The sequence below is a fragment of the Burkholderia sp. Ed8 genome, assembly GCF_040761425.1.
GTDB classification, from domain to species: domain Bacteria; phylum Pseudomonadota; class Gammaproteobacteria; order Burkholderiales; family Burkholderiaceae; genus Burkholderia; species Burkholderia seminalis.
The window spans coordinates 1,305,950-1,330,808 of record NZ_CP142886.1 but is presented as its reverse complement, the minus strand read 5'-3'; the positions used below and the strand labels follow the sequence as shown (position 1 = coordinate 1,330,808).

Genomic DNA, 24,859 nt, shown 5'->3' with positions numbered 1-24,859 from the left:
CCCATGCAGGACATCCGATGCGGTAGCTGTAACCGCAAGCTCGGCGCCGGCGAATACGTCCGGCTCACCATCAAATGCCCGCGTTGCGGCGCAATGAATATTCTGAGGGCCGAGAGCCCCTTACCCGCAGGCCACCGAGCCTCCGATACAAGGGAATCGCCCCATGCAACACACTCTCTCCGCTGAACTGATCAACCGCGTGCACCAGGCCGACGCCCTGAGCGTCATGCGTGCGCTGCCCGACGCGTGCGTCGACCTGGTCTTCACCGATCCGCCCTACTCGTCCGGCGGCACCACGAGCGCTTCTCGGAGCCAGGCGCCGTCGAGCAAGTACATCGGCGGCGATGTGAAGACTGTCTACCCCGAGTTCCAGCACGACAGCAAGGACCAGCGCTCCTGGACGTTCTGGTGCATGACCTGGCTTGCGGAGGCATACCGCGTCTGCCGCAACGAAGCGCACCTCGCCTGCTTCGTCGACTGGCGCCAGTTGCCGAGCCTGACCGACGCGATCCAGGCCGCCGGCTTCACCTGGCGCGGCGTCGCCGTATGGGACAAGACCAGCGGCCGCACGCGGCCGCGCATGGGCGGCTTCGCGCAGCAGACAGAGTTCCTGGTCTGGGCGACCAAGGGTGCCGTCCGCCGCGCCGACGTGTATCTGCCGGGCGTGTTCTCCGAGCGCCTCACGCATCCGAAGCGCCATATGACCGAGAAGCCCGCGCAGCTCGCGCGCGACGTCGTGCGTCTGGCGCCGGCCGGGGGCGTCGTCCTGGACCCGTTCGCCGGGTCCGGCACGTTCCTCGCCGCAGCGAAGGAGGCCGGCTTGAACTGGGTCGGTTGCGAGCTCGAGCCGACCTATCACCAGGTCGCGACCGCGCGCCTCGCCGAGCTGGACGTGCTGCCCGTCGCCGCGTAGCGACACCCTGCAGCGGCTTCGGTTGTGCGCTGCCGCTGTACAACCTCCCGCGCGTGATCTCCGCGCGCGCGGAAGGCAATCTTTCGGAAGGCTCACTTCCGGGAGAAAAGCTTGCCTTCTGATTACCACCACGGCGTACGCGTCATTGAAATCAATGACGGTACGCGCCCCATCCGCACGGTCAGCACAGCCGTGATCGGCCTGGTCAGTACCGGCGACGATGCCGACGCTGCCATGTTCCCCGAAAATCGCGCCGTCCTCATCACGGACGTGCGAGCCGCGATCGGCCGCGCTGGCACGAAGGGCACGCTCGCGCGCTCGCTCGACGCGATCGCTGCGCAGACCTCGCCGCTGATCGTCGCCGTGCGCGTGCCGACCGGCAAAGACGCGGATGCAACGACCAGCAACGTGATCGGCACGACGACTGCGGACGGCCAATACACCGGCATCAAGGCGCTGCTCGCTGCGCATACCCGGCTGGGCGTTAAACCGCGCGTGCTCGGCTGTCCGGGCCTCGACACTCTGCCGGTCGCGACCGAGCTGGCGACGGTCGCTCAACAGTTGCGCGGCTTCGCATACGTCAACGCCTTCGGTGCGAAAACGAAAGAAGAGGCCGTCGCCTACCGCGCGAATTTCGGTCAGCGCGAGCTGATGACGATCTGGCCGGACTTCGTGAACTGGAACACCACGACCAACGCCGAGGACATCACCTGGGCGACGGCGCGGGCGCTCGGCATGCGCGCAAAGATCGACGAGGAGACGGGCTGGCACAAGACGATCTCGAACGTCGTCGTCAACGGCGTCACCGGCATCAGCCGCGACGTGTTCTGGGACCTGCAAGACCCGAACACCGACGCCGGCTACCTGAACAGCCACGACGTCACCACGATCGTGAACGCGAATGGTTACCGTCTGTGGGGATCGCGCACCTGTTCCGAGGACAAGCTGTGGGCGTTCGAGAACTACGTACGCAGCGCCCAGGTGATCGCCGACACGATGGCCGAAGCGCACCTGTGGGCGGTCGACCAGCCGATGAGCCGCACGCTTATCCGCGACATTGTCGACGGCGTGAATGCGAAGTTCCGCGCGTGGAAAACCGCCGGCTACCTGATCGACGGCGAGTGCTGGTTCGATCCGGCCGCCAACGAGAAGGATTCGCTCAAGGCCGGGCAGGGCTTCCTCGATTACGACTTCTGCCCGACCCCGCCGCTCGAGAACCTGACGTTCCGCCAGCGCATCACGGATCGCTACCTGCTCAAGTTCGCGGAAAGCATCGCCGTTTGACGGCCCGCCACTCACCATAGGAAAACGCAATGGCTCTGCCATCCAAACTCAAGAATTTCAACGTGTTCGAGGACGGCGTCTCGTTCGTCGGCGAGGTGCCCGAAGTCCAGTTGCCGAAGCTGTCGCGCAAGATGGAGGCGTATCGCGGGGGCGGCATGAACGCCGAGGTCGACATCGACCTCGGCATGGAGAAGCTCGAGCTGGGCCTCACGATGGGCGGCTTCATGAAGGAGATGTTCAAGACGTGGGGCACGTCGAAGATCGACGGCGTGACGGTGCGTTTTGCCGGCTCGTATCAACGCGACGACACCGAAGAGGTCGATGCGGTCGAAGTGTACGTGCGCGGCCGCTACAAGGAAATCGACCCCGGCAAGGCCAAGGCCGGCGACAACGCCGACCAGACCGGCACCATGTCGCTGTCGTATTACCGCCTCGTCGTCAACGGCGAAACCCTGATCGAAATCGACATTCCCAACTTCGTCGAGATCGTCGGCGGCGTCGATCGCCTCGCCCAGCAGCGCCGCGCGCTCGGCCTGTAACCCGCACCCCTCTATCCCTCCAGGAAACACACCATGCAATCGAAGCAATCCGCCGTCATCACGCTCGACACGCCGATCCGGCGCGGCGAGCAAGAACTCACCACCATCACGCTGACCAAGCCGCATTCCGGCGCGCTGCGCGGCGTCGCCCTGACTGACCTGTTGCAGCTCGACGTCATCGCGCTGTCGAAGGTGCTGCCGCGCATCAGCAATCCGACGCTGACCGACCAGGATGTGCAGCGCATGGACCCGGCCGACCTGCTGCAGCTCGGCACCGAGGTGGCTGGTTTTTTGCTGCCGAGCTCGTCGAAGGTGGACGTCTCCCTCGAGGCGTCGACGACGTAATGGCAGACATCGCGCTCGTGTTCCATTGGTCGCCCGATGTAATGGACGCCATGCCCCTGCCTGACCTGATGGCCTGGCGCGAGCGCGCGCGTGAACGCCACGATCAAGGTGACGCATGAGCGACCGTTCCCTGCGCCTCGAGGTTGTTCTCAAGGCGCTTGACCAGGCAAGCCGTCCGATCCGCGAGATCGCCGGCCGAAATCGCACGCTCGCGAAGGACCTGCGGGACACGCGCGCGCGGCTCAAGGAACTCAACGACACGCAACGGCGCATCGGCGAGTTCCGCGAGATGCGCACGGGACTCGCCAACACCGCGACGAAGCTCGCCGATGCGCAGAAGAAGGTCAAGGAACTCGCGGCGTCACTGCGCGCGTACGGGCCGCCGTCGCAACAGATGGTTGCCGAGCTGGCGAAGGCGCGGCAAGCCTCGTCGAAGCTCGGCGCCGCGTTCAAGAAGCAATCCGCCAGTGTCGACGAGTTGCGCACGCGGCTGACCCGCGCCGGCGTCGACACGGGCAGGCTCTCGCAGCACGAGCGCACGCTACGCACCGACATCGCCGCAACGACAGGCGCGATCGACGCCCAATCGCGCCGGCTCGACGCGCTGAACACCCGGCAGAAACGCATCGCGGACACGCGCGCCAAGATGGGCGCCATGCGCGGCGCAGCGGCAGAAATGGCGATCGGCGGATATGCCGCGCGTGCGACGGGCTCGCACATCCTCAATGATCTGCGCGAGCCGCTCGCCGAGGCGAAGAAGGTGCAGAACGAGCGCGGCCGCATCCAAGGGCTCGGACTGGGCGACCATGCGACTCAGGATGCCGAGCGCTACGTGCGCGCGATGAAATCGCCGGGCGTGGCGATTGCCGAGAACATGACGCTGATGCGCGACGCGATGTCCATCTTCGCGGACGAGCATCACGCGCAGATGGTCATGCCGACGCTCGCGAAGATGAAGTTCGCGAACGAGGCAATGTTCGGTGCCGGCCAGGGGCACGAGAACGAAGAAAAGTTCATGAACATGCTGAAAGTGATCGAGCTGCGTGGCGGCACGAAAAGCGAGGCAGCGTTCAAGGGCGAAGCGAACATGGTCCAGCAGGTGCTGACCGCGACGGGCGGCCGCGTCGGCGGCGACGAGTGGCGCAACTTCATCCAGACCGGCAAGGTCGCGGCGAAGCAGATGCGCCAGGACGCGTTCTACTACCAGATGGAACCGCTGATTCAGGAAATGGGCGGGCATGCGGCCGGCACTGGCGTGCAAGCCGCGTACAGCAACCTGATGCAGGGCAAAACGACCGTGCGTGCCGCGAAGCGCCTGGTCGAGCTGGGCCTGGTCGACAAGAAGTCGGTCGAATACAACACGATCGGCAACGTGAAGCGCATCAAGCCCGGCGCGTTGATCCAGGGCGACCTTTTCAACGCGTCGCCGTTCGAGTGGATGGAGAAGGTGCTGCTGCCGAAGCTCAAGGCCAAGGGCATCACGTCGGACGCGAAGATCCTGGAGGAATTCTCCACGATCATGACGAACGGCAACGGCGCCAACCTGTTCGCCACGATGTTCATGCAGCGCGAGCAGATTCACAAGAACGAGAAACTGAACCGTGGCGCGTACGGCATCGACAAGCTGCACGAGCTGGCGCTGAAGCAGACCGAAGGTAAAGAGCTGATCGCCCTTGAGAAGGTTGGCAATCTGCGCACCGTCATCGGCGAGCAGGTGCTGCCCGTGTATAACCGCGCGCTCGAGCTAACGACGAGCGTGCTCGAGCGGCTGCTCGGCTTCGCGAAGGAGTACCCGAATTTCACGCGGGCCGTCGCGATCGGCGCCGCCGGCCTGGGCGTGCTGCTCGCCGTCCTCGGCACGCTGACGATCGCGCTGGCTGCCGTTCTCGGGCCGATGGCGATCGTGCGCTTCAGCATGTCGATGCTCGGCATTCAGGGCGGCGCCCTTGTGCGCGCCCTCGGTGCCAGCGCTGGCGCGCTGCGCGGCATTTCCCGCGCGGCGTCCGGCGCAGCCGCCGGCGTCACGGCTGCCGGCAAGGGCACGCAGTCTGCAGCCGGGCGCATCCGCACGGCGCTGTCGATCGCATGGCAAGCGTCGGCGCCTCGAGCGGCCGCGTCGTCCCTCCGCACCTATCTCGCGTCGTTCGCGCAGCGCGTGCCCGCCGCTTGCCAGGCCGCGAAGGCGTCGATCCAGCAATGGGGCGTGTCGGCGGCGACCGCGATGAAGGATGGCGCCGGCGCCGCGCGACAGTACACCGTCCAGGTATGGCGCGCCGTCGCCGCGCAGGCGGCCGCGACACGCGCGGCTGCGGCGTCGCGCTGGACCTCAGCCCGGCAGTATGTCGGCCGGCGCGGTGCGGCCGGCATTGCCGGCGACGCCGCGCGCGGCAGCTTCAATCTGTTCAAGGGCGGCACGATGGGCGCGATCAACGGCGTGCGCGCGGCGCTCGGCGGGCTCGCGCAGACGCTGCTGTTCGTCGGCCGCGCCGCGCTGATGAATCCGATCGGACTGGTGATCGCCGGCATCGCGCTCGCCGCGCTCCTGGTCATCAAGTATTGGGAGCCGATCAAGGCGTTTTTCTCGGGCTTCTGGCAGGGGCTGACCGAGGGCCTGCGCGCTCTCGCGCCGATCTTCAGCGGCGTGCTCGCGACGCTCGGCGCGGCCTTCTCGCCTCTGAAGCCTGTGTTCGACTGGCTGGACGGTGCCGTGAAGAGCGCATGGGACTGGATCACGCGTCTGTTGGGACCGGTCGACGCGAGCAAGAAAAGCCTCGACGCGGCGGCCAGCGCCGGCAGGGGGTTCGGCGCGTGGCTCGCGGATGTCGTCGTTGTCGCGGCGCAGGCTGCTGCGCGCTTCGTCGACTTCGGCGCAAACCTGATGTCCGGTCTAGTCAACGGCATCAAGAACGGCCTGGGCGCGGTGAAGGATGCGATCGAGTCGGCCGGCGGCAGCGTGATTGGCTGGTTCAAGGAAAAGCTCGGCATCCATTCGCCGAGCCGCGTGTTCGCCGCGCTCGGTGGCTTCACGATGGCCGGCCTTGAGCAGGGCCTGCGCCAGGGCCAGGACGGGCCGCTGTCGACCGTGCTGGAAGTCGGCAAGCGGATCGTTGCCGCCGGCGCTGGCATCGGCATCACGGGCGCGGCGATCGCCGGCGGCGCCCCGCTCACGGTCGACAACCGCCCGCCGCTCACGGTTGCGTCGGTCGCTGCCCGCGCGCCGGCCGCGCCAGCGCCGATCACGATCAACGTGTACGCGGCACCTGGCATGGACGCGCATGCAATCGCGCAGGAAGTTCGCCAGGTGCTGCGCCAGGAACAGGCCGCGCAGGGCGCGCGCGAGCGCTCGCGACTGCGCGATCGGGATTGAAGGAGAGGTTCGCATGATGATGGCGCTCGGGCTGTTCGTGTTCAGCCTGTCGACCCTGCCCTACCAGGAGCTGAAGCGCCGGCGCGGCTGGCGCTTCGCCAGCAACAACCGCGTCGGCAAAAAGCCCGCGCGGCAGTACGTCGGCGAGGACGACGAAACCATCAGCCTGTCCGGCGTGCTGCTGCCGGAGCTGACGGGCGGCGACATGTCACTCGCCGTCGTTGAAGCGATGGCCGACCAGCACACCGCCTGGCCGCTGATCGAGGGCACCGGACACATCTACGGCATGTTCACGATCGACAACATCGACACGACACGCACGCTGTTTTTCGACGACGGCACCGCGCGGCGCATCGAGTTCACCATTGCCCTGACGCGCAACGACGATCTCGACATGCTCGGCATCGTGACCGACGCCATCAAGGGGGCGATCTCGCTATGAACCTGTCGGACATCCCTGGCGCCGACCTGGTGCAGAAGGTCGTGATCGCCGACGATCGCGTACCGCGTGCGATCTACTCGATCACGCTCAACGGCAAGAACATCACGAAGAAGTTCGACGGCCGGCTGATCTCGCTGACGCTGCAGGACAACCGCGGCTTCGAAGCGGACCAGCTCGACATCAGCCTCGACGATTCTGACGGTGCCCTCGAGATCCCGAATCGCGGCGTCACGCTGAAGCTGGCGATCGGCTGGGCCGGCGCGGCGAACGGCCTGGTCGACAAGGGCGAATTCATGGTCGATGAGGTACGGCACACCGGCACGCCGGACGTGTTGACGATCCGCGCGCGCAGCGTCGATCTGCGCGCGGGCCTGTCGATCAAGAAGGAGCGCTCGTGGCATCGGCAGACGGTCGGCGCAATCGTGCGCACGATCGCCAGTCAGAACAAGGTCGAGGCGCGTATCAGCAAGGCGCTCGACGGGCAGCTCGTCGACCACATCGACCAGACGGCCGAGTCGGATGCCAATCTGCTGTCGCGCCTCGCAAAGATGTTTGACGCGATCGCCACCGTGAAGAACGGGCTGCTGCTCTTCATCAAGGCCGGCGAGGCAACCACGGCGAGCGGTAAGCCACTGCCGGCCGTCACGATCACGCGCGACGTCGGCGACCGTCACGACTTCGGCGTCGCCGATCGGGACACGTATTCCGGCGTGCAGGCGTTCTACCTGAACACGCGCACCGCGAAGAAGCAGTCGACCACCGTGAAGCGGCGTCGGTGGCGCACGACGGCGAAGAAGAAGCCGATCGACAAGAGCGGCGACGTGTTGTTCGGCACGGCCGAGAACGTGAAGACGTTGCGGCACACGTACGCGAACAAGGCGAACGCGACGCGCGCGGCGAAGGCGGAGTGGGAGAAGTTGCAGCGCGGCGTTGCTGAATTCAGCATTGTGCTGGCGCTCGGCCGCCCCGAGCTGATGACCGAATTACCTGTAACCGTGCGCGGTTACAAACGTGTCATTGATGATTGCAACTGGATCATTGCGCGCGTTACACATTCGATCGACGGTAACGGCGGATTTACATCGGACCTCGACCTAGAGGTCAAGGCGAGCGAGGTGCCAGAGATCGACACCCCGGAGGCGGGCTGACGTTACGTCAGTAGCAGGTCGCGGATGTTCGATAGGCTCAACATCGCACTTGTCACCTGCGCGAGCAGCGCCGCTCGCTCACCGGCCGACAAGTCGCGCACTGCGCGCGCCTCGCGGTTCCCGGATACAGTTGAGCTGGCGCGCCCACATTGGGCGGCTATCGTGGCTTCGGTACAGCGTCGGATTACCCCGTCCTCGGCTGTTTCATTTCGGAATTGCGGCTCTTGCGGCTTGTTACTCACAACGGCTTCCTCTTCGGATATTTTGAGAGGCGCTACGACGTGAAACGGCATTCACGCGTGCTGTAACGCGGCCCCATTTTCATGTTTTTTTCAGACAAATGGAATGAAGGAGAAAGCCCGATGAAAGTTAGGAAAACGCCTAACTTTCGCGGCCTTTCTCCCGACCACTCGTCCCCGCCACTGCGAAGCGCGCATTACGGCAACAACAACTACCGCTCGAATCATGGTTTCCCGGACGACTTCCCCTCGGCTCAACTGGAATCTGCTGCGCGCATACAGTGAGATCACGCGCTATCGCAGCATTTCGGAAGCGGCGCAGGCTATGGGGGTGCAGCGACCGACCGTCAGCGAGAAAGTGTCTGAACTCGAGCGCGTACTAGGCCGGTCGCTGATGGAGCGTCGTTCCGGAAGTGATGGGTTTCGGCTGACGGAATTCGGCGCGCAGCTCCGCGCCGTCGTAGCCCGGTTTGATCTTGAACTCGGTGCGTTGTGCGAACTGTCCCGTGAGGAATCGATCGGCATGACGACGATCGACGTGCTGGGCGAAGTCGAAACAGCGATGGCGGCGCTTGAGCGCGCCGCAGAGACACTCCGTCAGTCCTGATCTTTCATACCACTATTACGCGGCGAACGCGCGCCCTTCGTGCGCACTGCGTCTGCCTGTGCATCTTTGAGCGCCTGCAGCGCCGCAGCATCCAATTTCGCTGCTCGATTTTCAGCAAGACGCGGAAGCCGCTTCGCCGGCGCGCCCGAGATCGTCATCGTGCCCGCAAGCAGGAAGCCGTTGATCGACGCCTGAACGGCCGTGCGGCCGATGTCGTTCAACTGGCGAAAGCCGTCGAGCAGCTCGGCCTCGTCGTCCGGGACCGGCGCCCCCTGTGTGCGCTCGCCGGTGATGACGTACAGCACGTCGACCCCGACCTTCGAAAGCGCCGCCAGGTAGTTCGCATCGGGCGATCGCGCGTCGGATTCGTAATTGAGCTGCGCCTGCTTACCGAGGCCGCCCAGTGCGGCGAACTCTGCCTGGCTCAGACCGATACGCATCCGCTCCTCCTTCAGTCGGTTTCCGATTGAAATCTGTGACATCTTGCGGTTTCGTTTTGATTACCTTACACTTCACCTATCCCTAGTGAAGCACTATCGAAATTGAGTATACCCGCCATGACTACCCACAAAGGCCCGCGGCGTGCGCCGCCGGGCGTCATGTCCAGCAAGACCGTTTCGCTGCGCCTCCTTCCCGCAGAGCGTGCCCAGCTCGAGCAGCTCGGGTGCCAAGAACGGCGCTCGCTGTCGAGCCTCGCGCGTCTCATCTATCTCGAAGGGCTCCCCCTCTACCTCGCCAAGATGTCCTCGTTTGAGGACACCACGGGCAACGTTTCCGCAAGCTGAACCCGAGGTGACCACCATGTATCCGGATCCCAAACGCGTCCGCGACAACCGCCTGATGGTGCGGTTCGACGACTACGAATACGCCCTCATCACCGCGCTCGCCAACTACCAAGGCGAGGCCGCTGCAACGCTGATTCGCCAGATGGTTTTGCGCGAAGCCGCTGAGGCTCTGATACCAGCGTGCAATGTAGCCCACGAGCACGGCTGAAAACAGCAGCCCTAGAGCAGCCGATCCAATGCCCGAAATCGAACTCACATTCACCGAGCAAGAAGCCGAACTACTCGAACGCGTCCGACAGCAGGAAGGTCTTGCGACGATCCAGCAAGCGGCCGAATGGCTCGTGAAGCGACGACTGCGCAACGGTGCGCGTCGCCTCACCGGACGAAACCGGGCGCTTTATGCCGTAACCAACAGCCGTAACTAACGCGGCAGTCTCCGACAGGAAGTCACGATGAAATTGAAGTGTCACCACTGCGGCAGCCGCGCCGTCATTCGAACCAGCCGCACGCTGTCCGCTCTCGTTCGCGAGGCGTACTGCCAGTGCACCAACATCGAATGCGCGACGACCTACAAGATCCACGTCGCGACCGTCCATACGATCGCGCCGAGCCTCAACCCGAATCCGCACGTGTACGTGCCGATCGGCAAGGTTGATCGGCTTCCGACCGATTCGCGACAGCTCCCGCTGCTCGACGCCTAAGCCCTAACCCGCTGTTTCGCTGAACACCCATCGCGCCCGCTCTGCGGGCGTGAGGGACTCCTTTTGCCTGAAATTTCTTGGAGGCCGTATGCAAACGCTGATCACCACACCGATCGCCGCACTCGCCCGGTCGCTGTCCTACGACGAGCGCGTCGCCTACCTCACGAAGATCTCCGCTGCCGACGTCCGCGCCGACGTGTTCGTCGCGTCCGCCCGTGCCTTGGGCTTCGTAGTGTCGTGGGACCTTGCGCACGGCACGCCGGTGCTTGAGTGGATGCACTGACGCGATGCGCGCGCCCCTCACCGACCTCGACCTGCGCGCGATGTGGCGCCGCCTGCGCATGGTCGGGAATTTCGACGCCCTGTGTCCGGCCGCCCGCCACGCCTTCGAATGCACGGCGAACGTATGGCGCGATCGAGAACCCGCGCCCGAGTTGCCGGCCGTCGACGGGAAACGCCGCGCCGCGAACGACTTCGACTGAACCATCCGCGCCGGCCGCCGGCGCACTCACCTGGAACCACACCACATGAAGCCCTACGTTTTCGGCATCGGCGTGCTGCTGATGCTTTCCTTCTCCCTCTACGGCGTCTACTGCCTGGCCGCCGACGTGCTGCGCCTGTTCGACGTTCGAAACGCCCGCGCGATCGCTTTCGTGATCGGGGTCGTCGCGTATGCCGCGCTGGTCGCGGCCATTGTCTGGTCCGTTCCGCCGCGTGGGTGACGCATGAAGCACGAGCCCACCATCCGCTACGAGCTGCTGACGCCGGCCGGGCTGCGCACCGTCGCCGGCGATCACGTCGTCATCCCGAACGACGCCGGTGCCGCGTTCGGCATCCACGTCGAGCCGCACCTGCGCGACGGTCACCCCGAAAAGTGGATCGTCACCCACCTCGCGTCGGGCATCCGCATCGGCCACGGCGCGACGCACGACGCAGCGCGTGCGAACGCGTCGGCGAATGTCGATCGCAACCGCGACCGCCTGCGCGCCACGCTCGACCAGGCGACGACCTCGCGCTACGAGCTGCAGCACGCAGTGCAACGCCTGCAACAGAACCATCACGACATCCTCGGAGGCACAGCAGCATGACGCACTCAACCACCCCTCACGACGCCGCGCTCGCGGCTTCCATCGCAGCGGCCGCCGACGTCCTTCGCTTCGACCACGAGGCCGGCAGCCTGCAGCGCATCGCAGCGCTCGCGCTGTTCGTCAGCGTCCTTGGCGATCGGCTGGCGCTTGCCTTCCCCGCGTCGGCCGGCGCGCTCCGCGCGCTCGTCGACAGCCCCGCGACACCCGGCAACCCTGCCGCCCTCTCCCTGCATCAACAGCACTAACGATGGCCTCGATCGACGAACTGAAACAACGCATCGACCTGCACGACCTCGCCGATCGCCTCGGCTTGAAGCGCGGTCGCGGCGGCGACCGCGCGCTCTACCACTCGCCGCAGCACGACGACAAGAGCCCGTCCCTTTCGATCTACGTGAACCACCCGAAGCACGGCACCGGCTGGCGCGACCATAGCGCCGACGCCGGCGGCTCGTGTATCGACCTGGTCATTCACGCGCGCGGCGGCACGGTCGCCGACGCGGTGCGCTACCTGCACGACGCGTACGGCATCCCGCTCGACCGCCAGGCGCCGTCCGAGCGCCGCGAGAAAACGACCGTCGAATACATCGCCGATCGGTGCTTCGCCGAGCGCGACCAGGGGCGCGATTACCTCGTCGGCCGTGGCATTTCCGCAGCCGCGATCGACGCGGCGATCGCCGCGCGCTCGCTCGGCTTCAATACGTGGACCAGCTCGAAGGTCGCGGCCGGCGAAGTGGGTCACGCCGGCCCGGCCGCCGCGTTCATCGTGCGCGCGACTGGCGATGGCCGCGTCGTTGCCGTCGACATGCGCTATGTCGATCCGGCGCTCAACGGCGGCGTCAAGACGCAAACCCAGGGCGACAAGGCCGGTTACGGCTGGACGGCCGATCCTCGCCGGCTCGACAAGGCGAAGCGCGTGTTCATCGTCGAAAGCGCGATCAACGCGCTGTCAATCGACACCTGCGCGATGCCTGGCGCCGCTGCGCTCGCGCTGCGCGGCCTGGCGAACGTCGACGGTATCGACTTCGCGTTCCTGCGCGGCAAACAGGTCGTTATCTGCCTGGACAACGACGAGCCGTTCGCGGACGGCCACCCGCGCGCCGGCCGCCGCCCTGGACCGGAAGCTGCCTGGGCGCTCTACGAACGGCTCACGGCACTGAACATCAGCGCCGTGCTCGTCGACCAGGCGAATTGGTTCGCCGACCTCGCGGACGGCGAGAAGGCCGTCAAGCCGATCAACGACGTGAACGACTACCTGCAGTTGCGCGGCCCGGCCGATCTGCAGCGCGCACTCGACCAGCTCGAGCCGTGGCTCATCGCCGGCCTCGCCGGCGACGCCACGCGTCGCGGTCGGCCGCGCATCTTCCTGCCGTCGCACGACTTCCCACAGTACTGGCGTTTCCGCGTGCGGCCGGACTTCACCAGCTACATCACGAAGATGGACAAGAACGAGGAAAGCGGCATCGAGACGCCCGTCATGACGGACCTGTGCGGGTTCCGCATCGCCGGCATCAGCCGCGTGTCCGTGGCGAGCGCGACGTCGACGATGACGGGCGACGCTGACCAGGCGCCGACCGTCTATTTCGCCGTGTCAGTGCAGGCGCCGCGCCACGGCGCGCAGCTCGTGCGCCGCGTCATGCTCGACGACCAGCTCCACAACGTCGACCAGTGGGGCAAGTTCGGCCCGATCTGGGCGCCGGCGCCGTTCAAGCGGATGGTCAACATCCTCGAGCGCGGCGCCGACCTGGGCGCGCGCCAAGCGGCAAACTTCGTCGGGCTCGCCTGGCGCGACGGCCGGCTGATCGTCAACGAGGGGCCGGACTGCTATTTCACCGAAGCCGACAAGCAGTGCCCGTATCACAACCTGACCTTCCCGACCGGCCCGGCCAGCGATGCGCGCCGCGTGATCGCCGCGTACCAGGCGACGTTCAAGCAGAACGCCGCAACGATTCCGCTCGTGTGGGCGCTCGGTGGCCACCTGAAGGCGTTGCTCGGTTTCTGGCCGCACATCACGATCCAGGCGAACAAAGGCGCCGGCAAGTCGACGCTCATCAAGCGCCTCGAGCGCTCGCTCGCGTTCACGATGTTTTCCGGGCAGTCGCTGCAGACCGAGTTCCGCCTGCTCACCAGCATCAGCCACACGAGCCACCCGGTCGGATGGGAAGAGCTGTCCGCGCGCCGGCAGGACGTGATCGACAAGGCGGTCGGCCTCCTGCAGGAGAACTACCAGTACACCGTGACACGTCGCGGCACCGACATGACCGAATACCTGTTGTGCGCGCCCGTGATGCTGGCCGGCGAAGACGTGCCCGTGCGCAGTCTGCTCGGCAAGCTCGTGCGCACGACGCTGACCGGCAAGCGCGGCCCGCTGATGCCTGACGACCTGCCGCGCTTCCCGGTTCGGCAGTGGCTCGAATTCCTCGCCGGCCTGGACAAGCGCGCCGTGTCGGACCAGTACGCGACGCTGCGCGACAAGGCGCTGGCCAACTGCCGCGCGAGCGGCGAGGACGACGGCGCCAAGCGGATGGCCGGCAACTATGCGGCAGTCGCCTTGGCCTGGCTCTACCTGTGCGAGTTCGCCGGCATGGACCCGAGCGAAGGCGACTTCCCGCGCGACCTGCTCGCCGAAATGAACGGCCACATCGCCGAGACGAGCGCCGATCGCGAGCCGTGGGTCTGGATCATGGAAACCGTGCTGTCAGAGATCGACGGCGGCAACTACAAGCACCCGTTCACGTTCGATACCGTCGACGCCGAGTTCTGCCTGCTGCTGCGCACCGGCCACGTGATGGACCACATCGCCCACACGAGCGCACTGCGCGACAAATGGAATGGCCTGCCGGTGAAATCCGATCGCGTGTTCAAGGCGCAACTCAAGCACGCCGGCGTCGTGGTCGGCGAGAAGGAAGTCGAGCGGCGCATCTACACCCGACGCGTGCCGTACCTCACGCCGATCTCGCTGGACCGCCTGGCCACGTTCGGCCTGCACGTGTCCATCCGTGAAGACCTGGCGACCGACGCACGACAAGGGGCCGCAGCGTGACGCCCTCTCAGCCGATGCGGCCGCAGCGCGGCCGTACCCCTTTCCTCCTTCTTTCTGGCCGCGTAGCGGCCCTGTATTCGAGTTTCGGATGCGTGCGTCGATGCGCGCAGCAATCGGCGCACGCCGTCACGCGGCCGCCGTGCTGTCCGCTTCCCCCGTCCCCCCGCAAGTCGAAACGGCCGGGCAACTACGCAAGCCTTGAGGGAGAGGGGGCGCCCGGACCGGTTTTTCCACAGGGAACGGGCAGGCAGCGCACGCGAATCGTGGTTTTCGGGGCTGTCCGCTCGTAAGTCTTTGATTGTTGAGAAGAGTGCCGCCATGAATCGCATTCGAATTGCCACTAGTCGATGCGGTTTTGCCACTAATCCGGTTTTTGCGCCGGCCGCCGCCGTCCCTTTTTCTCTCCTCTCTAATTCATTGAAAAAGAAGAAGAAAGAATACGTAGAAGGGGCGGAAATTGACCGAAACGCGATGCCACGAGTCGAGCGCGTTTTGCCACGAGTCGCGGGCGCTGCCTATTTTTTAGGCCACGAGTCGGAAGGGGGTGCCATGTGTTTTTCATGGCAAATGATGGCAAACGAAAACCTTAAAAATCAGATGGTTACGTATGAATAACAGGGCATGCCACGAATCCACGAGTTGCTTTGCCCCTCCCCCCGCCGCGTCGCGCTCGGGAGATAGCCCAGTGCATACCGTCAACCTTGAGCAAGCTGCCGCGTTGCTCGGCGCGCATCCGGAAACCGTGCGCCTGAAGGCAAAGGCCGGCGACGTACCAGGCCGTAAGGTAGGGAAGCGCTGGATGTTTTCGACGGTTGCCCTGCAGCGTTACCTCGCCGGAGAATGGATCCCGCGAGTTGTGCAGGGCGATCGTCCTGGAGAAGTTGAAAAATGTCGCTCTACAAACGGAAGACCAGTCCCAACTGGCAATACAAGTTGTACCCCCCTGGCGGCGGAACGCCGCTACAAGGCAGCACTGGAACCAGCAACAAAGCGCAGGCCCAGGAGTTCCACGATCGGCTGAAGGTCGACCTGTGGAACCAGGCGCGGCTCGGCACCAAACCGCGCTACACCTGGAACGACGCCGTCGTGCGATACATCAGCGACCGGGAAGGGCTGCCGAGCCTGGAAACGTCGAAAACACACCTGCGGTGGCTCGATCAACACCTGTCCGGCGTCGCGCTGATCGACATCGACCGCGACAAAATCGACGCAATCGCCCAGGCGAAGAGGAGGGAACCGAAAGTCATCCGCACGACGCGCGGCGTCGTCACGACCGACCAGCGCGTCAGCGCCGGCACCGTGACGCGCGTGATCGGCGTGTTGAAGGCGGTGCTGAACGCGGCCGTCGAGTGGGAATGGTTGGACCGGGTGCCGGTCACGAAACGCGCGAAAGTCGTGCAAAAGCGGATCCGCTGGCTGACCCAGGCTGAAGCCGAACGTCTGCTTGCCGAGCTGCCCGAGCATCTGGCCGACATGGCGCGTTTCGCGCTCGAGACAGGGCTGCGTCGCTCGAACGTGACCGGATTGCAGTGGTCGCAGGTCGACATCGTGCGACGCGTCGCCTGGATCCACCCGGACCAGGCGAAAGCGAAGAAGGCCATCACGGTGCCGTTGTCCGATACAGCGATCGCCGTGCTTCTGCGCCAGCGCGGGAAGAGGCGAGCGCCCGAGTTCGTCGACAGCGTGTTCGTCTATCACGGCCGGCCGGTGTATCAGACCGTGACCGAAGCCTGGCGAAAGGCGTTGAAGCGTGCACGTATCAGTGATTTCCGCTGGCACGACCTGCGCCACACCTGGGCGAGCTGGCACGTGCAACGCGGCACGCCGCTGCAGGTGCTGAAGGAGCTGGGCGGCTGGGAGACGCTGGAAATGGTGCAGCGGTACGCGCACCTCTCCGCCGATCACCTGGCGCATTGGGTCGCGCCGCTGACGGCCGAGCCGCGCTAGCTGCAATTTAGCTGCAATGAGTCTGTCCGACGAAGGAAGGAAACCGCTGAGAGCCTTGATAGGCTTGGCGCGCCCGGCTGGGATCGAACCAGCAACCCCTGCCTTCGGAGGGCAGTACTCTATCCATTGAGCTACGGGCGCGTGAGACAGTGAAGCGACCCCATATACAGGCCGCCCACGTTTGGCAAGACGGCAAGGATACCCGGTTTCCCATGACGCGTCCACCTTACCCGCCGAATGGCCGCCGGGCCTTGCTGCGTGCGGGTAAACACGCGCCATCGCATCGCTCGCCGTGATGTAAACGTTCCGTCTATAATCGTCCGTGCTTCATTGGACTGCCATTTTGCCGTTGCACCGCGCTCACAATTCCTATTCATGGAGACGAGGCAAGCATGAGCGAAGCACCCCACGAATCTCCCGTCAAAACCCCCGGGCAGCTGATTGCCGTCATCATCGCGTCGTTCGCGATTCCGATCATCCTGATCGTCCTGTTCGCCAACTATGCGAACCATGCGTTCCGTTCCGGCGCCGGCACGGATGCGCTGTCCGACGAGCAGGTCGCCGCGCGCATCGCGCCACTCGCGAAGGTCGACGTGAAGAACGCCAACGCGCCCCGCACGTACAAGACCGGCGAGGCGGTCTACAAGGCCGTCTGCGTGACCTGTCACGGCACCGGCGCCGCCGGCGCACCGAAGTTCGGCAACAAGGACGACTGGGCGCCGCGCATCTCGCAAGGCTTCGACACGCTGCTGAAGACGGCCCTCGCCGGCAAGGGCGCGATGCCGCCGCGCGGCGGCACGAGCCCCGACGACGTCAGCGACTATGAAATCGCCCGCGCGATCGTCTACATGGCGAACAACGACGGCGCGAACTTCCCCGAACCGGCCGCCCCGGCTGCCAATGCCGCGCCCGCCGCCGGCGCCGCCGCATCGGGCGCCGACGCGTCGAACGCGCAGGCCGCCGCCATGGCCGCGATCGCCGCGATTCCGAAGGCCGGCGAAAAACCCGCGGCCGCGCCGGCCAGCGCCGACGCGGCAACGGCCGGCAAGGCGCTGTACACGTCGACCTGCCAAGCCTGTCACGCGGCCGGCGTGCTCGGCGCACCGAAGTTCGGCAGCAAGGAGGACTGGGCGCCGCGCCTGAAGGACTCGATGGACACGGTCTACAACTACGCGCTGCACGGCAAGGGCGCGATGCCGCCGAAGGGCGGGTCGACCGCGTCGGACGCCGACGTGAAGGCGGCCGTCGACTACATGGTCAACGCGTCGAAGTAATCGCGCCGGGCCATCCGTAAAAACCCCCGCGACGCACACGCATCGCGGGGGTTTTGTCTTTCCGGTCCGCCGGACTACCGCATTACTTCTGCAGCAGCGCCTTCAGGCTCGCGAGCCGGTCCTTCGGCGACATCGGCGCTTCTTCCGGCGTCGGCGGCGGCGCTTCGTCGAGCCCCATCTCCGGGATGAAACGCGACGGCTCGCACACGACCGTCTCGCGGGCCCGCTTGCGCTTCTTGCACCAGTTCAGGTGCAGGCTGCGCTGCGCGCGCGTGATCGCGACGTACATCAGCCGGCGCTCCTCCTCGATCCGCTCGCTGTCGATCGGGCCGTCGTCCTCGCTGCCGCCGCGGTGCGGCATGATGCCTTCCTCGACGCCGACCAGGAACACGTGCGGATACTCGAGCCCCTTCGATGCATGGACGGTCGACAGCCGCACCGCGTCCGGATCCTCGTCCTTGCCCTCGAGCATCGACATCAGCGCGACGGTCTGGATCAGGCCGAGCAGGTTCTTGCCCGTATCGGCGAGCCCGTCCGCGTTGTGGAAGCCTTCGGCCTCGCCGTCGACGGCTTCCTTCTCGGGCTTGGTGCCCTTGCGCTTCAGCCATTCGAGGAATTCAAGCACGTTCTGCCACTTCGACTGCGCCTGCCGCTCGTCGAACGCGTCGTACAGGTACGCCTCGTAGTGGATCGCCTCCATCATGTCGTCGAGCACGACGGTCGCGGGCTCCTTGTCCGCGCGCTCGGTCAGGCGCTGGATGAAGTCGCAGAACATCCGCAACGGCTCGACCTGGCGCGCCGACAGCCGCGCCTCGATCCCGCCCATGTACACGGCCTCGAACAGCGATACCTTCGCCTGCCCCGCGAACGAGCCGAGCGCCTCGAGCGTCGTGTTGCCGATTCCGCGGCGCGGCGTCGTGACCGCGCGGATGAACGCGGGATCGTCGTCGGCGTTCGCGATCAGCCGCAGGTACGCGCACAGATCCTTGATCTCGGCCTTGTCGAAGAACGACTGGCCGCCCGACAGCACGTACGGGATCCGCTCGCGCCGCAGTACCTGCTCGAAGATGCGCGCCTGGAAGTTGCCGCGGTACAGGATCGCGTAGTCGCGGAACTGCGCGCGCCGCTCGAACTTGTGCGCCGACAGCCGGAACACGACCGATTCGGCCTCGTGCTCCTCGTCGTTGCACGGCGTGACGGTGATCGAATCGCCCATCCCGTGCTCGGACCACAGCTTCTTCTCGAACAGCTTCGGGTTGTTCGCGATCACGTTGTTCGCGGCGGTCAGGATCCGCACCGTCGACCGGTAGTTCTGCTCGAGCTTGATCACGTGCAGCTTCGGGAAATCCTTGCCGAGCTGCGCGAGGTTCTCGAGCGTCGCGCCGCGCCAGCCGTAGATCGCCTGGTCGTCGTCGCCGACCGCCGTGAACGCGGCGCGCGGGCCGGCGAGCAGCTTCAGCAGCTCGTACTGGCACGCGTTGGTGTCCTGGTACTCGTCGATCAGCAGGTAGCGCAGCTTGTTCTGCCAGCGGTCGCGCACCTGCTCGTTCTTCGCGAACAGCTCGGCCGGCAGGCGGATCAGGTCGTCGAAGTCGACCGCCTGGTACGCGTGCAGCGTCGCGACGTAGTTGCGGTAGACCAGCGCGGCCTGGTGCTCGTCCTCGTTCGCCGCGATCGCCATCGCCTCGTCGGGCATGATCAGGCCGTTCTTCCACAGCGAGATGATGCTCTGGATCTTGCGGATCAGCCCCTTGTCGGTCGTGCCGAGCTGCTCCTGGATCATCCCGAAGCAGTCGTCCGAATCCATGATCGAGAACTGCGGCTTCAGCCCGACGTGCTCGGCCTCCTGGCGCAGGATCTGCACGCCCAGCGAATGGAACGTGCAGACGGTGAGCTGGTTGACGGGCACCTTGCGGCCTTCCTTGCCGGGCGTGGTGAGCGTCTTGCCCTCGAGCAGCTTCGACACGCGCTCGCGCATTTCGGCGGCCGCCTTGTTCGTGAACGTGACGGCGGCAATATGGCGCGGCTCGAAGCCTTTCGCTTCGATCAGGTGCGCGATCTTCTGCGTGATCACGCGGGTCTTGCCGCTGCCCGCGCCGGCGAGCACGAGACAGGGACCGTCGAGGTAGCGCACCGCTTCGTTCTGGGCGGGATTGAGGCCTGCGGACATGATGACGGATGGTGTTGCGGTTGACGGCGGAACGCCGGGAGGATGCCGTGCGCGACAGGCTGGCGAAGCAGGCGGACACGCGGGCAGGACGCGCATGTTAACACGTCGGCGGCGCGCATTTCGGGCGGGCCGCCGGACGGGGCCGCGCGGGCTTGCCGGGCGGGCACCCCCTGTCCGTCCGGCGCGGTCGTCCCTGCCCGTTCGGCCAATCCGGCCCCGTTCGCGCGGCGATCGGACACAATACCTACTCCCCGGCGCCACCCGCGCCGGTCCGATTTCATTCGTCTGAACCAACCACCGGATCGACCTCATGGGCTACCCGTTCGCCACCGCCGCCCTCGGCCCGCTGCTGCTCGCGCAGGGGCGCTACGTGCGGCGCGTCACGCCGCGGCTGCCCGAAGCGGCCGGCCCGCGCGACGGCGTGGCCGGCGACGGCCCGCCGCTGCGCGTGCTGGTGGTCGGCGATTCGGCCGCCGCGGGCGTCGGCGTCGCCACGCAGCGCGACGCGCTCGCCGGGCAACTGGCGCACGCGCTGGCGGCCACGCACCGCGTGAGCTGGAAGCTGCTCGCGCGCACGGGCCTCACCACCCGGGAGCTCGTCGAGTGGCTCGCCGCCGAGCCGGCCGAGCCGTTCGACGTGGCCGTCACGTCGCTCGGCGTCAACGACGTGACGGGCGGCGTGGCGCCCGCGCGCTGGCTGGCGCAGCAGGCCGAGCTGGTGCGGCTGCTCGCCGCCCGCTTCCGGGTCGGGCACGCGATCCTGTCGGCGGTGCCGCCGATGGAGCGCTTCCCGGCGCTGCCGCAGCCGCTCGCGTGGTATCTCGGGCTGCGCGCGAAGCGGCTCAATGCGGCGCTCGCCGGCTGGGCCGGCACGCAGCCGCACTGCACGTTCCTGCGGGTCGACCTGCCGCTCGAGCGCCACCTGATGGCCGCCGACGGCTTCCATCCCGGTGAAGCCGCGTGCGCGGCGTGGGCTTCTCAGGTCGCAACGGCCGTGCGGCAACGGGCAGCCGCATGACGCGGTGTGTGGGCCGCACGCCGCCCGTTCACCGCTCAGCCGGGCAGCCCGCGATGCCGCGCGCGGCGCACGGCCTCGCGCAAATGCCGGCCTTCCTTGCGCATGTGCTGCGTCGCGTCGCGCATTTCGCCCAACGTGCCTGTGCAAGCGGCGGCGCCATGCCAAAATAGCCGGTCGTCTTCGCGCCGTTTCGGCGCGCCATCCTTTAGTTTCCTTCGCAGCCAGGAATTGCCATGTCGTCATTGCTCAGGATTGGTTTGATGGGTTTCGGTTTCGCCGGCGCGACGTTTCACGCGCCGGTGATCGCCACGAGCGGCCGCACTGAAGTCGCCGCGATCGCGACGGGGCAGCCCGATCGCGCGCAGGCCGCGTATCCGGGCGCGCGCGTGGTCCCCGATCTCGACGCGCTGCTCGGCCTCGACGACATCGAGTGCGTGGTGATCGCCACGCCGAACGACACGCACTTCACGCTCGCACGCCAGGTGCTCGAGGCCGGCCGCCACGTGGTCGTCGACAAGCCCGTCACGCTCACCGCCGACGAGGCGCTCGCGCTCGCGCGGCTCGCGAACGCGCGCAGCCGGCTGTTCGCGCCGTTTCACAACCGCCGCTGGGACGGCGATTTCCTCACCGTGCGCGACATCGTCAAATCGGGCGAGCTCGGCCGCCTCACCTATTTCGCGTCGCACTTCGACCGTTTCCGGCCGACGCCGCGCACGCGCTGGCGCGAGGAACCGGCCCGCGGCGGCGGCCTGCTGCTCGACCTCGGCCCGCACCTGATCGATCAGGCGCTCGCGCTGTTCGGCCTGCCGGAAACGGTGAGCGCGACCGTCAAGACGCGCCGCGACGACGGCACCGCGCCCGATTTCGTCCACCTGCTGCTCGGTTATCCGGACAAGGAGGTCGCGCTGCATGCGAGCGCGCTGTCGGCGATCGAGCCCGCGCGCTTCACGCTGCACGGCACGCGCGGCAGCTACCAGAAGTTCGGGCTCGACACGCAGGAAGACCAGCTCAAGGCCGGTCTCACCGCGGACGACGTCGAATTCGGCGGCGGCAACCCGCCCGGCCTGCTGCGCGTGCTCGACGGCGACGTCGAGGTCGAGCGCCCGATCCCGACGCTCGACGGCCAGTACGCGGAGTTCTACCGCGCGCTCGCGGCGTCGATCCGCGACGGCGCGCCGTTGCCCGTCACCGCGCAGGACGCCGTCGACGTGATGACCGTCATCGAGCTTGCCGCGCAAAGCGAGCACGACGGCCGCCGGGTACCATTCGTGCGCCGCGCCATCTGACGGGCCACCGGCCGGGCCGGCGCCTGCCCGGCCGCAGCCGCCCTCCCGCGTCGTTCGCGGGCAGCGGCCCTGCGCGGGCCGCCCCGCCGGCACGGTCCGGAACATTCCGTTACAAATGGTGCGGGAACGAAAGTCAGCGGTCATCCGGTCTGACGCGTTTCTCAAAAAGTCGATCCGACACCAAACCGTCAGGAGAATGTGATTCAACGGTTGATTCGCGCAGCGGCATGCTGCGTCCTGGTTTCCACGCTCGCGGCCTGTATCGTGCAGCCGCAGCGACCGGTCCGGCAGGCACCGCCGCCTCCGCCGCGACCGAATCCGCAGGTCGTCGCGAACGACCGCATGCAGGAGGTCCAGGGCCGGATCGACAACCTGCACCGCCGGATCGACGCGCGCGTCAACAACGGCTACTACCCGCCGCCGTACGGCGCGCAACTGCACCACCGCCTCGACGTGATCCGCCAGGAAGCGAACGACATGTCGGCCCAGCACAACGGCGGCCTGTCCGGCGACGAGCAGCGCGTGCTGAACCAGGAACTCGACACCGCCGCACGCGCGATCGGCGAGTAATCCCGGCAGCGCCGCCCCTTCCCGGTGTCGGCGAAAGCGGCGGCCCCTCACGCCGCCGCTTGTCGCGAAGCGACATTATTTTGCCCAAATTGACAATGCCCATCTGCTCGCGTACAGTCGCCCGCACGCGTCGGGAGAGCGTGTAACCGGGTGGTTTCGACACCGGTTGCGCCGCCGAAGGGGCACACCCGCAAACTCTCAGGCAAAAGGACCGACCGCGTCGGGGAATCGCGTCCGCGCACTGCGCGGGCCATACGCTCCCCGCACTCTGGAGAGCGGCAGTAGCCCGCAGCGCACTGGTTGCGCGGGCAGGCTGCCCACCGAAGGGGCGCGCGCCGGCCGGGCTTTGCCCGCCGCGCAATCTCTCAGGTATCGAGGACAGAGGGGCATGTACCGGATCGCTCGGGCCATCGGCCGCGGCGGTCGGCACATGGCCGTTCTGATCCGCGCGCAAGCGCCTTGCCTGAGGCCTCGATGACTGCACTGAATCACACCCCGCTCAACGCCGCGCACCGCGCGCTCAATGCCCGCATGGTCGACTTCGGCGGCTGGGACATGCCCGTCAACTACGGCTCGCAGATCGAAGAACACGCAGCCGTGCGCACCGACGCCGGCATGTTCGACGTGTCGCACATGTGCGTGATCGATTTCACCGGCAGCCGCGTGCGCGCGTTCTTCGAGCACGCGATCGCAAACAACGTCGGCAAGCTCAAGACGCCCGGCAAGGCGCTTTACTCGTGCCTGCTCAACCCGCAGGGCGGCGTCATCGACGACCTGATCGTCTATTACTTCACCGAGGAATTCTTCCGCGTCGTCGTCAATGCCGGCACGGCCGAGAAAGACATCGCGTGGTTCAACCAGCTGAACGAGCAAGGCGGCTTCGGTCTCACGATCGCGCCGCGCCGCGACTTCGCGATCGTCGCCGTACAGGGCCCGAACGCGCGCGAAAAGGTGTGGACGACGGTGCCTTCCGCACGCGCCGCGACCAGCGAGCTGAAGCCGTTCAACGCCGCGCAGGTCGCCGGCACGCCGTTCGGCGACCTCACCATCGCCCGCACCGGCTATACCGGTGAAGACGGTTTCGAAGTGATCGTCCCGGCCGTGCACGTCGAAGCGCTGTGGGCCGCGCTGCAGCAAAACGGCGTGCGTCCGTGCGGGCTCGGCGCGCGCGACACGCTGCGCCTAGAGGCCGGCATGAACCTGTACGGCCAGGACATGGACGACACCGTCTCCCCGCTCGACGCGGGCCTCGCGTGGACGGTCGACCTCAGCGCGCCGCGCGACTTCGTCGGCCGCGCCGCACTGGAAGCCAACGGCACGCGCGCCGCGTTCGTCGGCCTGATCCTGCAGAAGGAAAACGGCAAGGCGGGCGGCGTGCTGCGCGCGCACCAGAAGGTCGTCACGCCGCACGGCGAAGGCGAGATCACGAGCGGCACGTTCTCGCCGTCGATGCAGGAATCGATCGCGTTCGCGCGCGTGCCGGCCGCCGTCCAGATCGGCGACCTGATCCAGGTGCAAATTCGAGACAAGAATCTTCCCGCGCGCGTGGTAAAACTGCCGTTCGTACGCAACGGCAAGGTCCTCGCTGCGTAACGGCCGGGAGGCGTGCCTCCCGGTAAGCCGGGAGATGGCGCCCGGCGCAACCCTACCCGGCGTGCCATGGCGGCGCGCCAGAAGAACGAATCACACCCTTTTATCCAGGAGCAACCGATGAGCAACGTCCCGGCCGAGCTGAAATACACCGACGAACACGAGTGGATCCGCACCGAGGCAGACGGCACGCTGACGGTCGGCATCACCGATCACGCGCAGAACACGCTTGGCGACATCGTGTTCCTCGAACTGCCGGCAGTCGGCAAGCAAGTGAAGGAAGGCGATGCCGTCGGCGTCGTCGAGTCGGTGAAGGCGGCATCCGACATCTACTCGCCGGTGTCCGGCGAAATCATCGCCATCAACGAAGAAGCCACCGACGCACCGGAAGCAGTGAACAGCGACGCGTACGGCGTGTGGCTCTTCAAGATCAAGCTCGCGGCCGGCGCATCGACCGACAAGCTGATCGACGCAGCCGCCTACGGCAAGCTGATCGACTAATTTCC

31 protein-coding genes, 1 tRNA gene and 2 riboswitches are annotated in these 24,859 nt (G+C 66.5%); of the genes, 29 read left to right on the top strand and 3 right to left on the bottom strand.

The window, feature by feature from the left end; all coding sequences use genetic code 11:
• The first annotated feature begins 3 nt into the window (after positions 1-3).
• From VXM69_RS20040 to VXM69_RS19995, 10 genes are all read left to right on the top strand, one after another.
• Positions 4-186, top strand: a complete 183-nt coding sequence (locus tag VXM69_RS20040; protein ID WP_082160890.1) for a Com family DNA-binding transcriptional regulator — start codon at positions 4-6, stop codon at positions 184-186.
• Positions 164-913, top strand: a complete 750-nt coding sequence (locus VXM69_RS20035; protein WP_367190082.1) for a site-specific DNA-methyltransferase — start codon at positions 164-166, stop codon at positions 911-913. The genes VXM69_RS20040 and VXM69_RS20035 overlap by 23 nt, the downstream gene beginning before the upstream one ends.
• Positions 914-1,024: 111 nt before the next feature.
• Positions 1,025-2,197, top strand: coding sequence for a phage tail sheath protein (locus tag VXM69_RS20030; RefSeq protein WP_069245889.1), 1,173 nt, complete (start codon positions 1,025-1,027; stop codon positions 2,195-2,197).
• Positions 2,198-2,226: 29 nt separating this feature from the next.
• Positions 2,227-2,736, top strand: a complete 510-nt coding sequence (locus VXM69_RS20025) for a phage major tail tube protein (RefSeq protein WP_017922484.1) — start codon at positions 2,227-2,229, stop codon at positions 2,734-2,736.
• Positions 2,737-2,769: 33 nt separating this feature from the next.
• Positions 2,770-3,081, top strand: coding sequence for a phage tail assembly protein (locus tag VXM69_RS20020; protein WP_367190081.1), 312 nt, complete (start codon positions 2,770-2,772; stop codon positions 3,079-3,081).
• Positions 3,081-3,200 (top strand): GpE family phage tail protein, encoded by a 120-nt coding sequence (locus VXM69_RS20015; protein ID WP_017922482.1) that lies wholly within the window; start codon positions 3,081-3,083, stop codon positions 3,198-3,200. Before VXM69_RS20020 ends, VXM69_RS20015 begins: the two co-directional genes overlap by 1 nt.
• Positions 3,197-6,448, top strand: coding sequence for a hypothetical protein (locus VXM69_RS20010; RefSeq protein ID WP_367190080.1), 3,252 nt, complete (start codon positions 3,197-3,199; stop codon positions 6,446-6,448). The genes VXM69_RS20015 and VXM69_RS20010 overlap by 4 nt, the downstream gene beginning before the upstream one ends.
• A gap of 13 nt (positions 6,449-6,461) precedes the next feature.
• Positions 6,462-6,890: a phage tail protein gene (locus VXM69_RS20005; protein WP_367190079.1), complete on the top strand. Its 429-nt coding sequence runs from the start codon at positions 6,462-6,464 to the stop codon at positions 6,888-6,890.
• Positions 6,887-8,038 (top strand): phage late control D family protein, encoded by a 1,152-nt coding sequence (locus tag VXM69_RS20000; protein ID WP_367190078.1) that lies wholly within the window; start codon positions 6,887-6,889, stop codon positions 8,036-8,038. The genes VXM69_RS20005 and VXM69_RS20000 overlap by 4 nt, the downstream gene beginning before the upstream one ends.
• A 465-nt stretch (positions 8,039-8,503) precedes the next feature.
• Entirely contained in the window at positions 8,504-8,884 is a 381-nt protein-coding gene (locus VXM69_RS19995; protein ID WP_017923639.1) for a LysR family transcriptional regulator, read from the top strand.
• On the opposite strand, the gene VXM69_RS19990 is transcribed toward VXM69_RS19995, so the two are convergent.
• Positions 8,875-9,366 (bottom strand): helix-turn-helix domain-containing protein, encoded by a 492-nt coding sequence (locus VXM69_RS19990; protein WP_367190077.1) that lies wholly within the window; start codon positions 9,364-9,366, stop codon positions 8,875-8,877. The two genes, VXM69_RS19995 and VXM69_RS19990, sit on opposite strands and share 10 nt — an antisense overlap.
• A 75-nt stretch (positions 9,367-9,441) precedes the next feature.
• Between VXM69_RS19990 and VXM69_RS19985 the strand changes: the two genes are divergently transcribed.
• From VXM69_RS19985 to VXM69_RS19925, 13 genes are all read left to right on the top strand, one after another.
• Positions 9,442-9,669 (top strand): hypothetical protein, encoded by a 228-nt coding sequence (locus VXM69_RS19985; protein ID WP_017923637.1) that lies wholly within the window; start codon positions 9,442-9,444, stop codon positions 9,667-9,669.
• A gap of 16 nt (positions 9,670-9,685) precedes the next feature.
• Positions 9,686-9,877 (top strand): hypothetical protein, encoded by a 192-nt coding sequence (locus VXM69_RS19980; RefSeq protein WP_012327650.1) that lies wholly within the window; start codon positions 9,686-9,688, stop codon positions 9,875-9,877.
• Positions 9,878-9,905: 28 nt separating this feature from the next.
• The gene (locus tag VXM69_RS19975; RefSeq protein ID WP_017923636.1) at positions 9,906-10,094 is read left to right on the top strand and encodes a hypothetical protein; all 189 of its coding nucleotides are present in this window, start codon (positions 9,906-9,908) and stop codon (positions 10,092-10,094) included.
• 27 nt (positions 10,095-10,121) lie between these two features.
• Entirely contained in the window at positions 10,122-10,370 is a 249-nt protein-coding gene (locus VXM69_RS19970) for an ogr/Delta-like zinc finger family protein (protein WP_006757081.1), read from the top strand.
• Positions 10,371-10,458: 88 nt separating this feature from the next.
• Positions 10,459-10,653 (top strand): hypothetical protein, encoded by a 195-nt coding sequence (locus VXM69_RS19965; protein ID WP_367190076.1) that lies wholly within the window; start codon positions 10,459-10,461, stop codon positions 10,651-10,653.
• 4 nt (positions 10,654-10,657) lie between these two features.
• Complete coding sequence (locus tag VXM69_RS19960; RefSeq protein ID WP_012734467.1) at positions 10,658-10,852, top strand: hypothetical protein; 195 nt, start codon at positions 10,658-10,660, stop codon at positions 10,850-10,852.
• Between the two features lie 45 nt (positions 10,853-10,897).
• The gene (locus VXM69_RS19955) at positions 10,898-11,092 is read left to right on the top strand and encodes a hypothetical protein (protein WP_012734466.1); all 195 of its coding nucleotides are present in this window, start codon (positions 10,898-10,900) and stop codon (positions 11,090-11,092) included.
• A 3-nt stretch (positions 11,093-11,095) separates the two neighbouring features.
• Positions 11,096-11,458 (top strand): hypothetical protein, encoded by a 363-nt coding sequence (locus VXM69_RS19950; protein ID WP_012734465.1) that lies wholly within the window; start codon positions 11,096-11,098, stop codon positions 11,456-11,458.
• On the top strand, positions 11,455-11,703 hold the full coding sequence (locus tag VXM69_RS19945; protein WP_012734464.1) for a hypothetical protein: 249 nt from the start codon (positions 11,455-11,457) through the stop codon (positions 11,701-11,703). Before VXM69_RS19950 ends, VXM69_RS19945 begins: the two co-directional genes overlap by 4 nt.
• A gap of 2 nt (positions 11,704-11,705) precedes the next feature.
• Entirely contained in the window at positions 11,706-14,498 is a 2,793-nt protein-coding gene (locus tag VXM69_RS19940) for a toprim domain-containing protein (RefSeq protein WP_367190075.1), read from the top strand.
• Positions 14,499-14,816: 318 nt separating this feature from the next.
• On the top strand, positions 14,817-15,113 hold the full coding sequence (locus tag VXM69_RS19935) for a hypothetical protein (RefSeq protein WP_367190074.1): 297 nt from the start codon (positions 14,817-14,819) through the stop codon (positions 15,111-15,113).
• Complete coding sequence (locus VXM69_RS19930) at positions 15,106-15,519, top strand: helix-turn-helix domain-containing protein (RefSeq protein WP_232252219.1); 414 nt, start codon at positions 15,106-15,108, stop codon at positions 15,517-15,519. Before VXM69_RS19935 ends, VXM69_RS19930 begins: the two co-directional genes overlap by 8 nt.
• Positions 15,432-16,445: a tyrosine-type recombinase/integrase gene (locus VXM69_RS19925; protein ID WP_367190197.1), complete on the top strand. Its 1,014-nt coding sequence runs from the start codon at positions 15,432-15,434 to the stop codon at positions 16,443-16,445. Before VXM69_RS19930 ends, VXM69_RS19925 begins: the two co-directional genes overlap by 88 nt.
• A 65-nt stretch (positions 16,446-16,510) precedes the next feature.
• Here the strand turns inward: VXM69_RS19925 and VXM69_RS19920 are convergent.
• Positions 16,511-16,586: transfer RNA gene (locus tag VXM69_RS19920), tRNA-Arg, on the bottom strand.
• Positions 16,587-16,837: 251 nt separating this feature from the next.
• Between VXM69_RS19920 and VXM69_RS19915 the strand changes: the two genes are divergently transcribed.
• Positions 16,838-17,719, top strand: coding sequence for a cytochrome c5 family protein (locus tag VXM69_RS19915; protein ID WP_367190073.1), 882 nt, complete (start codon positions 16,838-16,840; stop codon positions 17,717-17,719).
• Between the two features lie 82 nt (positions 17,720-17,801).
• On the opposite strand, the gene VXM69_RS19910 is transcribed toward VXM69_RS19915, so the two are convergent.
• On the bottom strand, positions 17,802-19,889 hold the full coding sequence (locus VXM69_RS19910; protein WP_367190072.1) for a UvrD-helicase domain-containing protein: 2,088 nt from the start codon (positions 19,887-19,889) through the stop codon (positions 17,802-17,804).
• 310 nt (positions 19,890-20,199) lie between these two features.
• Here VXM69_RS19910 and VXM69_RS19905 point away from each other — a divergent pair, with 310 nt between their 5' ends.
• From VXM69_RS19905 to gcvH, 5 genes are all read left to right on the top strand, one after another.
• Complete coding sequence (locus tag VXM69_RS19905; RefSeq protein ID WP_367190071.1) at positions 20,200-20,907, top strand: SGNH/GDSL hydrolase family protein; 708 nt, start codon at positions 20,200-20,202, stop codon at positions 20,905-20,907.
• A gap of 233 nt (positions 20,908-21,140) precedes the next feature.
• Positions 21,141-22,193 carry an oxidoreductase gene (locus VXM69_RS19900; protein WP_367190070.1) on the top strand — a complete coding sequence of 351 codons (1,053 nt, stop codon included), beginning with the start codon at positions 21,141-21,143 and terminating at the stop codon, positions 22,191-22,193.
• Positions 22,194-22,394: 201 nt separating this feature from the next.
• On the top strand, positions 22,395-22,763 hold the full coding sequence (locus VXM69_RS19895) for a hypothetical protein (protein WP_034188135.1): 369 nt from the start codon (positions 22,395-22,397) through the stop codon (positions 22,761-22,763).
• A gap of 121 nt (positions 22,764-22,884) precedes the next feature.
• Positions 22,885-22,988: riboswitch (glycine riboswitch) on the top strand.
• Positions 22,989-23,021: 33 nt separating this feature from the next.
• Positions 23,022-23,155: riboswitch (glycine riboswitch) on the top strand.
• A gap of 82 nt (positions 23,156-23,237) precedes the next feature.
• Positions 23,238-24,356 (top strand): glycine cleavage system aminomethyltransferase GcvT, encoded by a 1,119-nt coding sequence (gcvT, locus tag VXM69_RS19890; protein ID WP_049028970.1) that lies wholly within the window; start codon positions 23,238-23,240, stop codon positions 24,354-24,356.
• A 117-nt stretch (positions 24,357-24,473) separates the two neighbouring features.
• Entirely contained in the window at positions 24,474-24,854 is a 381-nt protein-coding gene (gene gcvH / locus VXM69_RS19885; protein ID WP_034188137.1) for a glycine cleavage system protein GcvH, read from the top strand.
• Positions 24,855-24,859 lie beyond the last annotated feature (5 nt).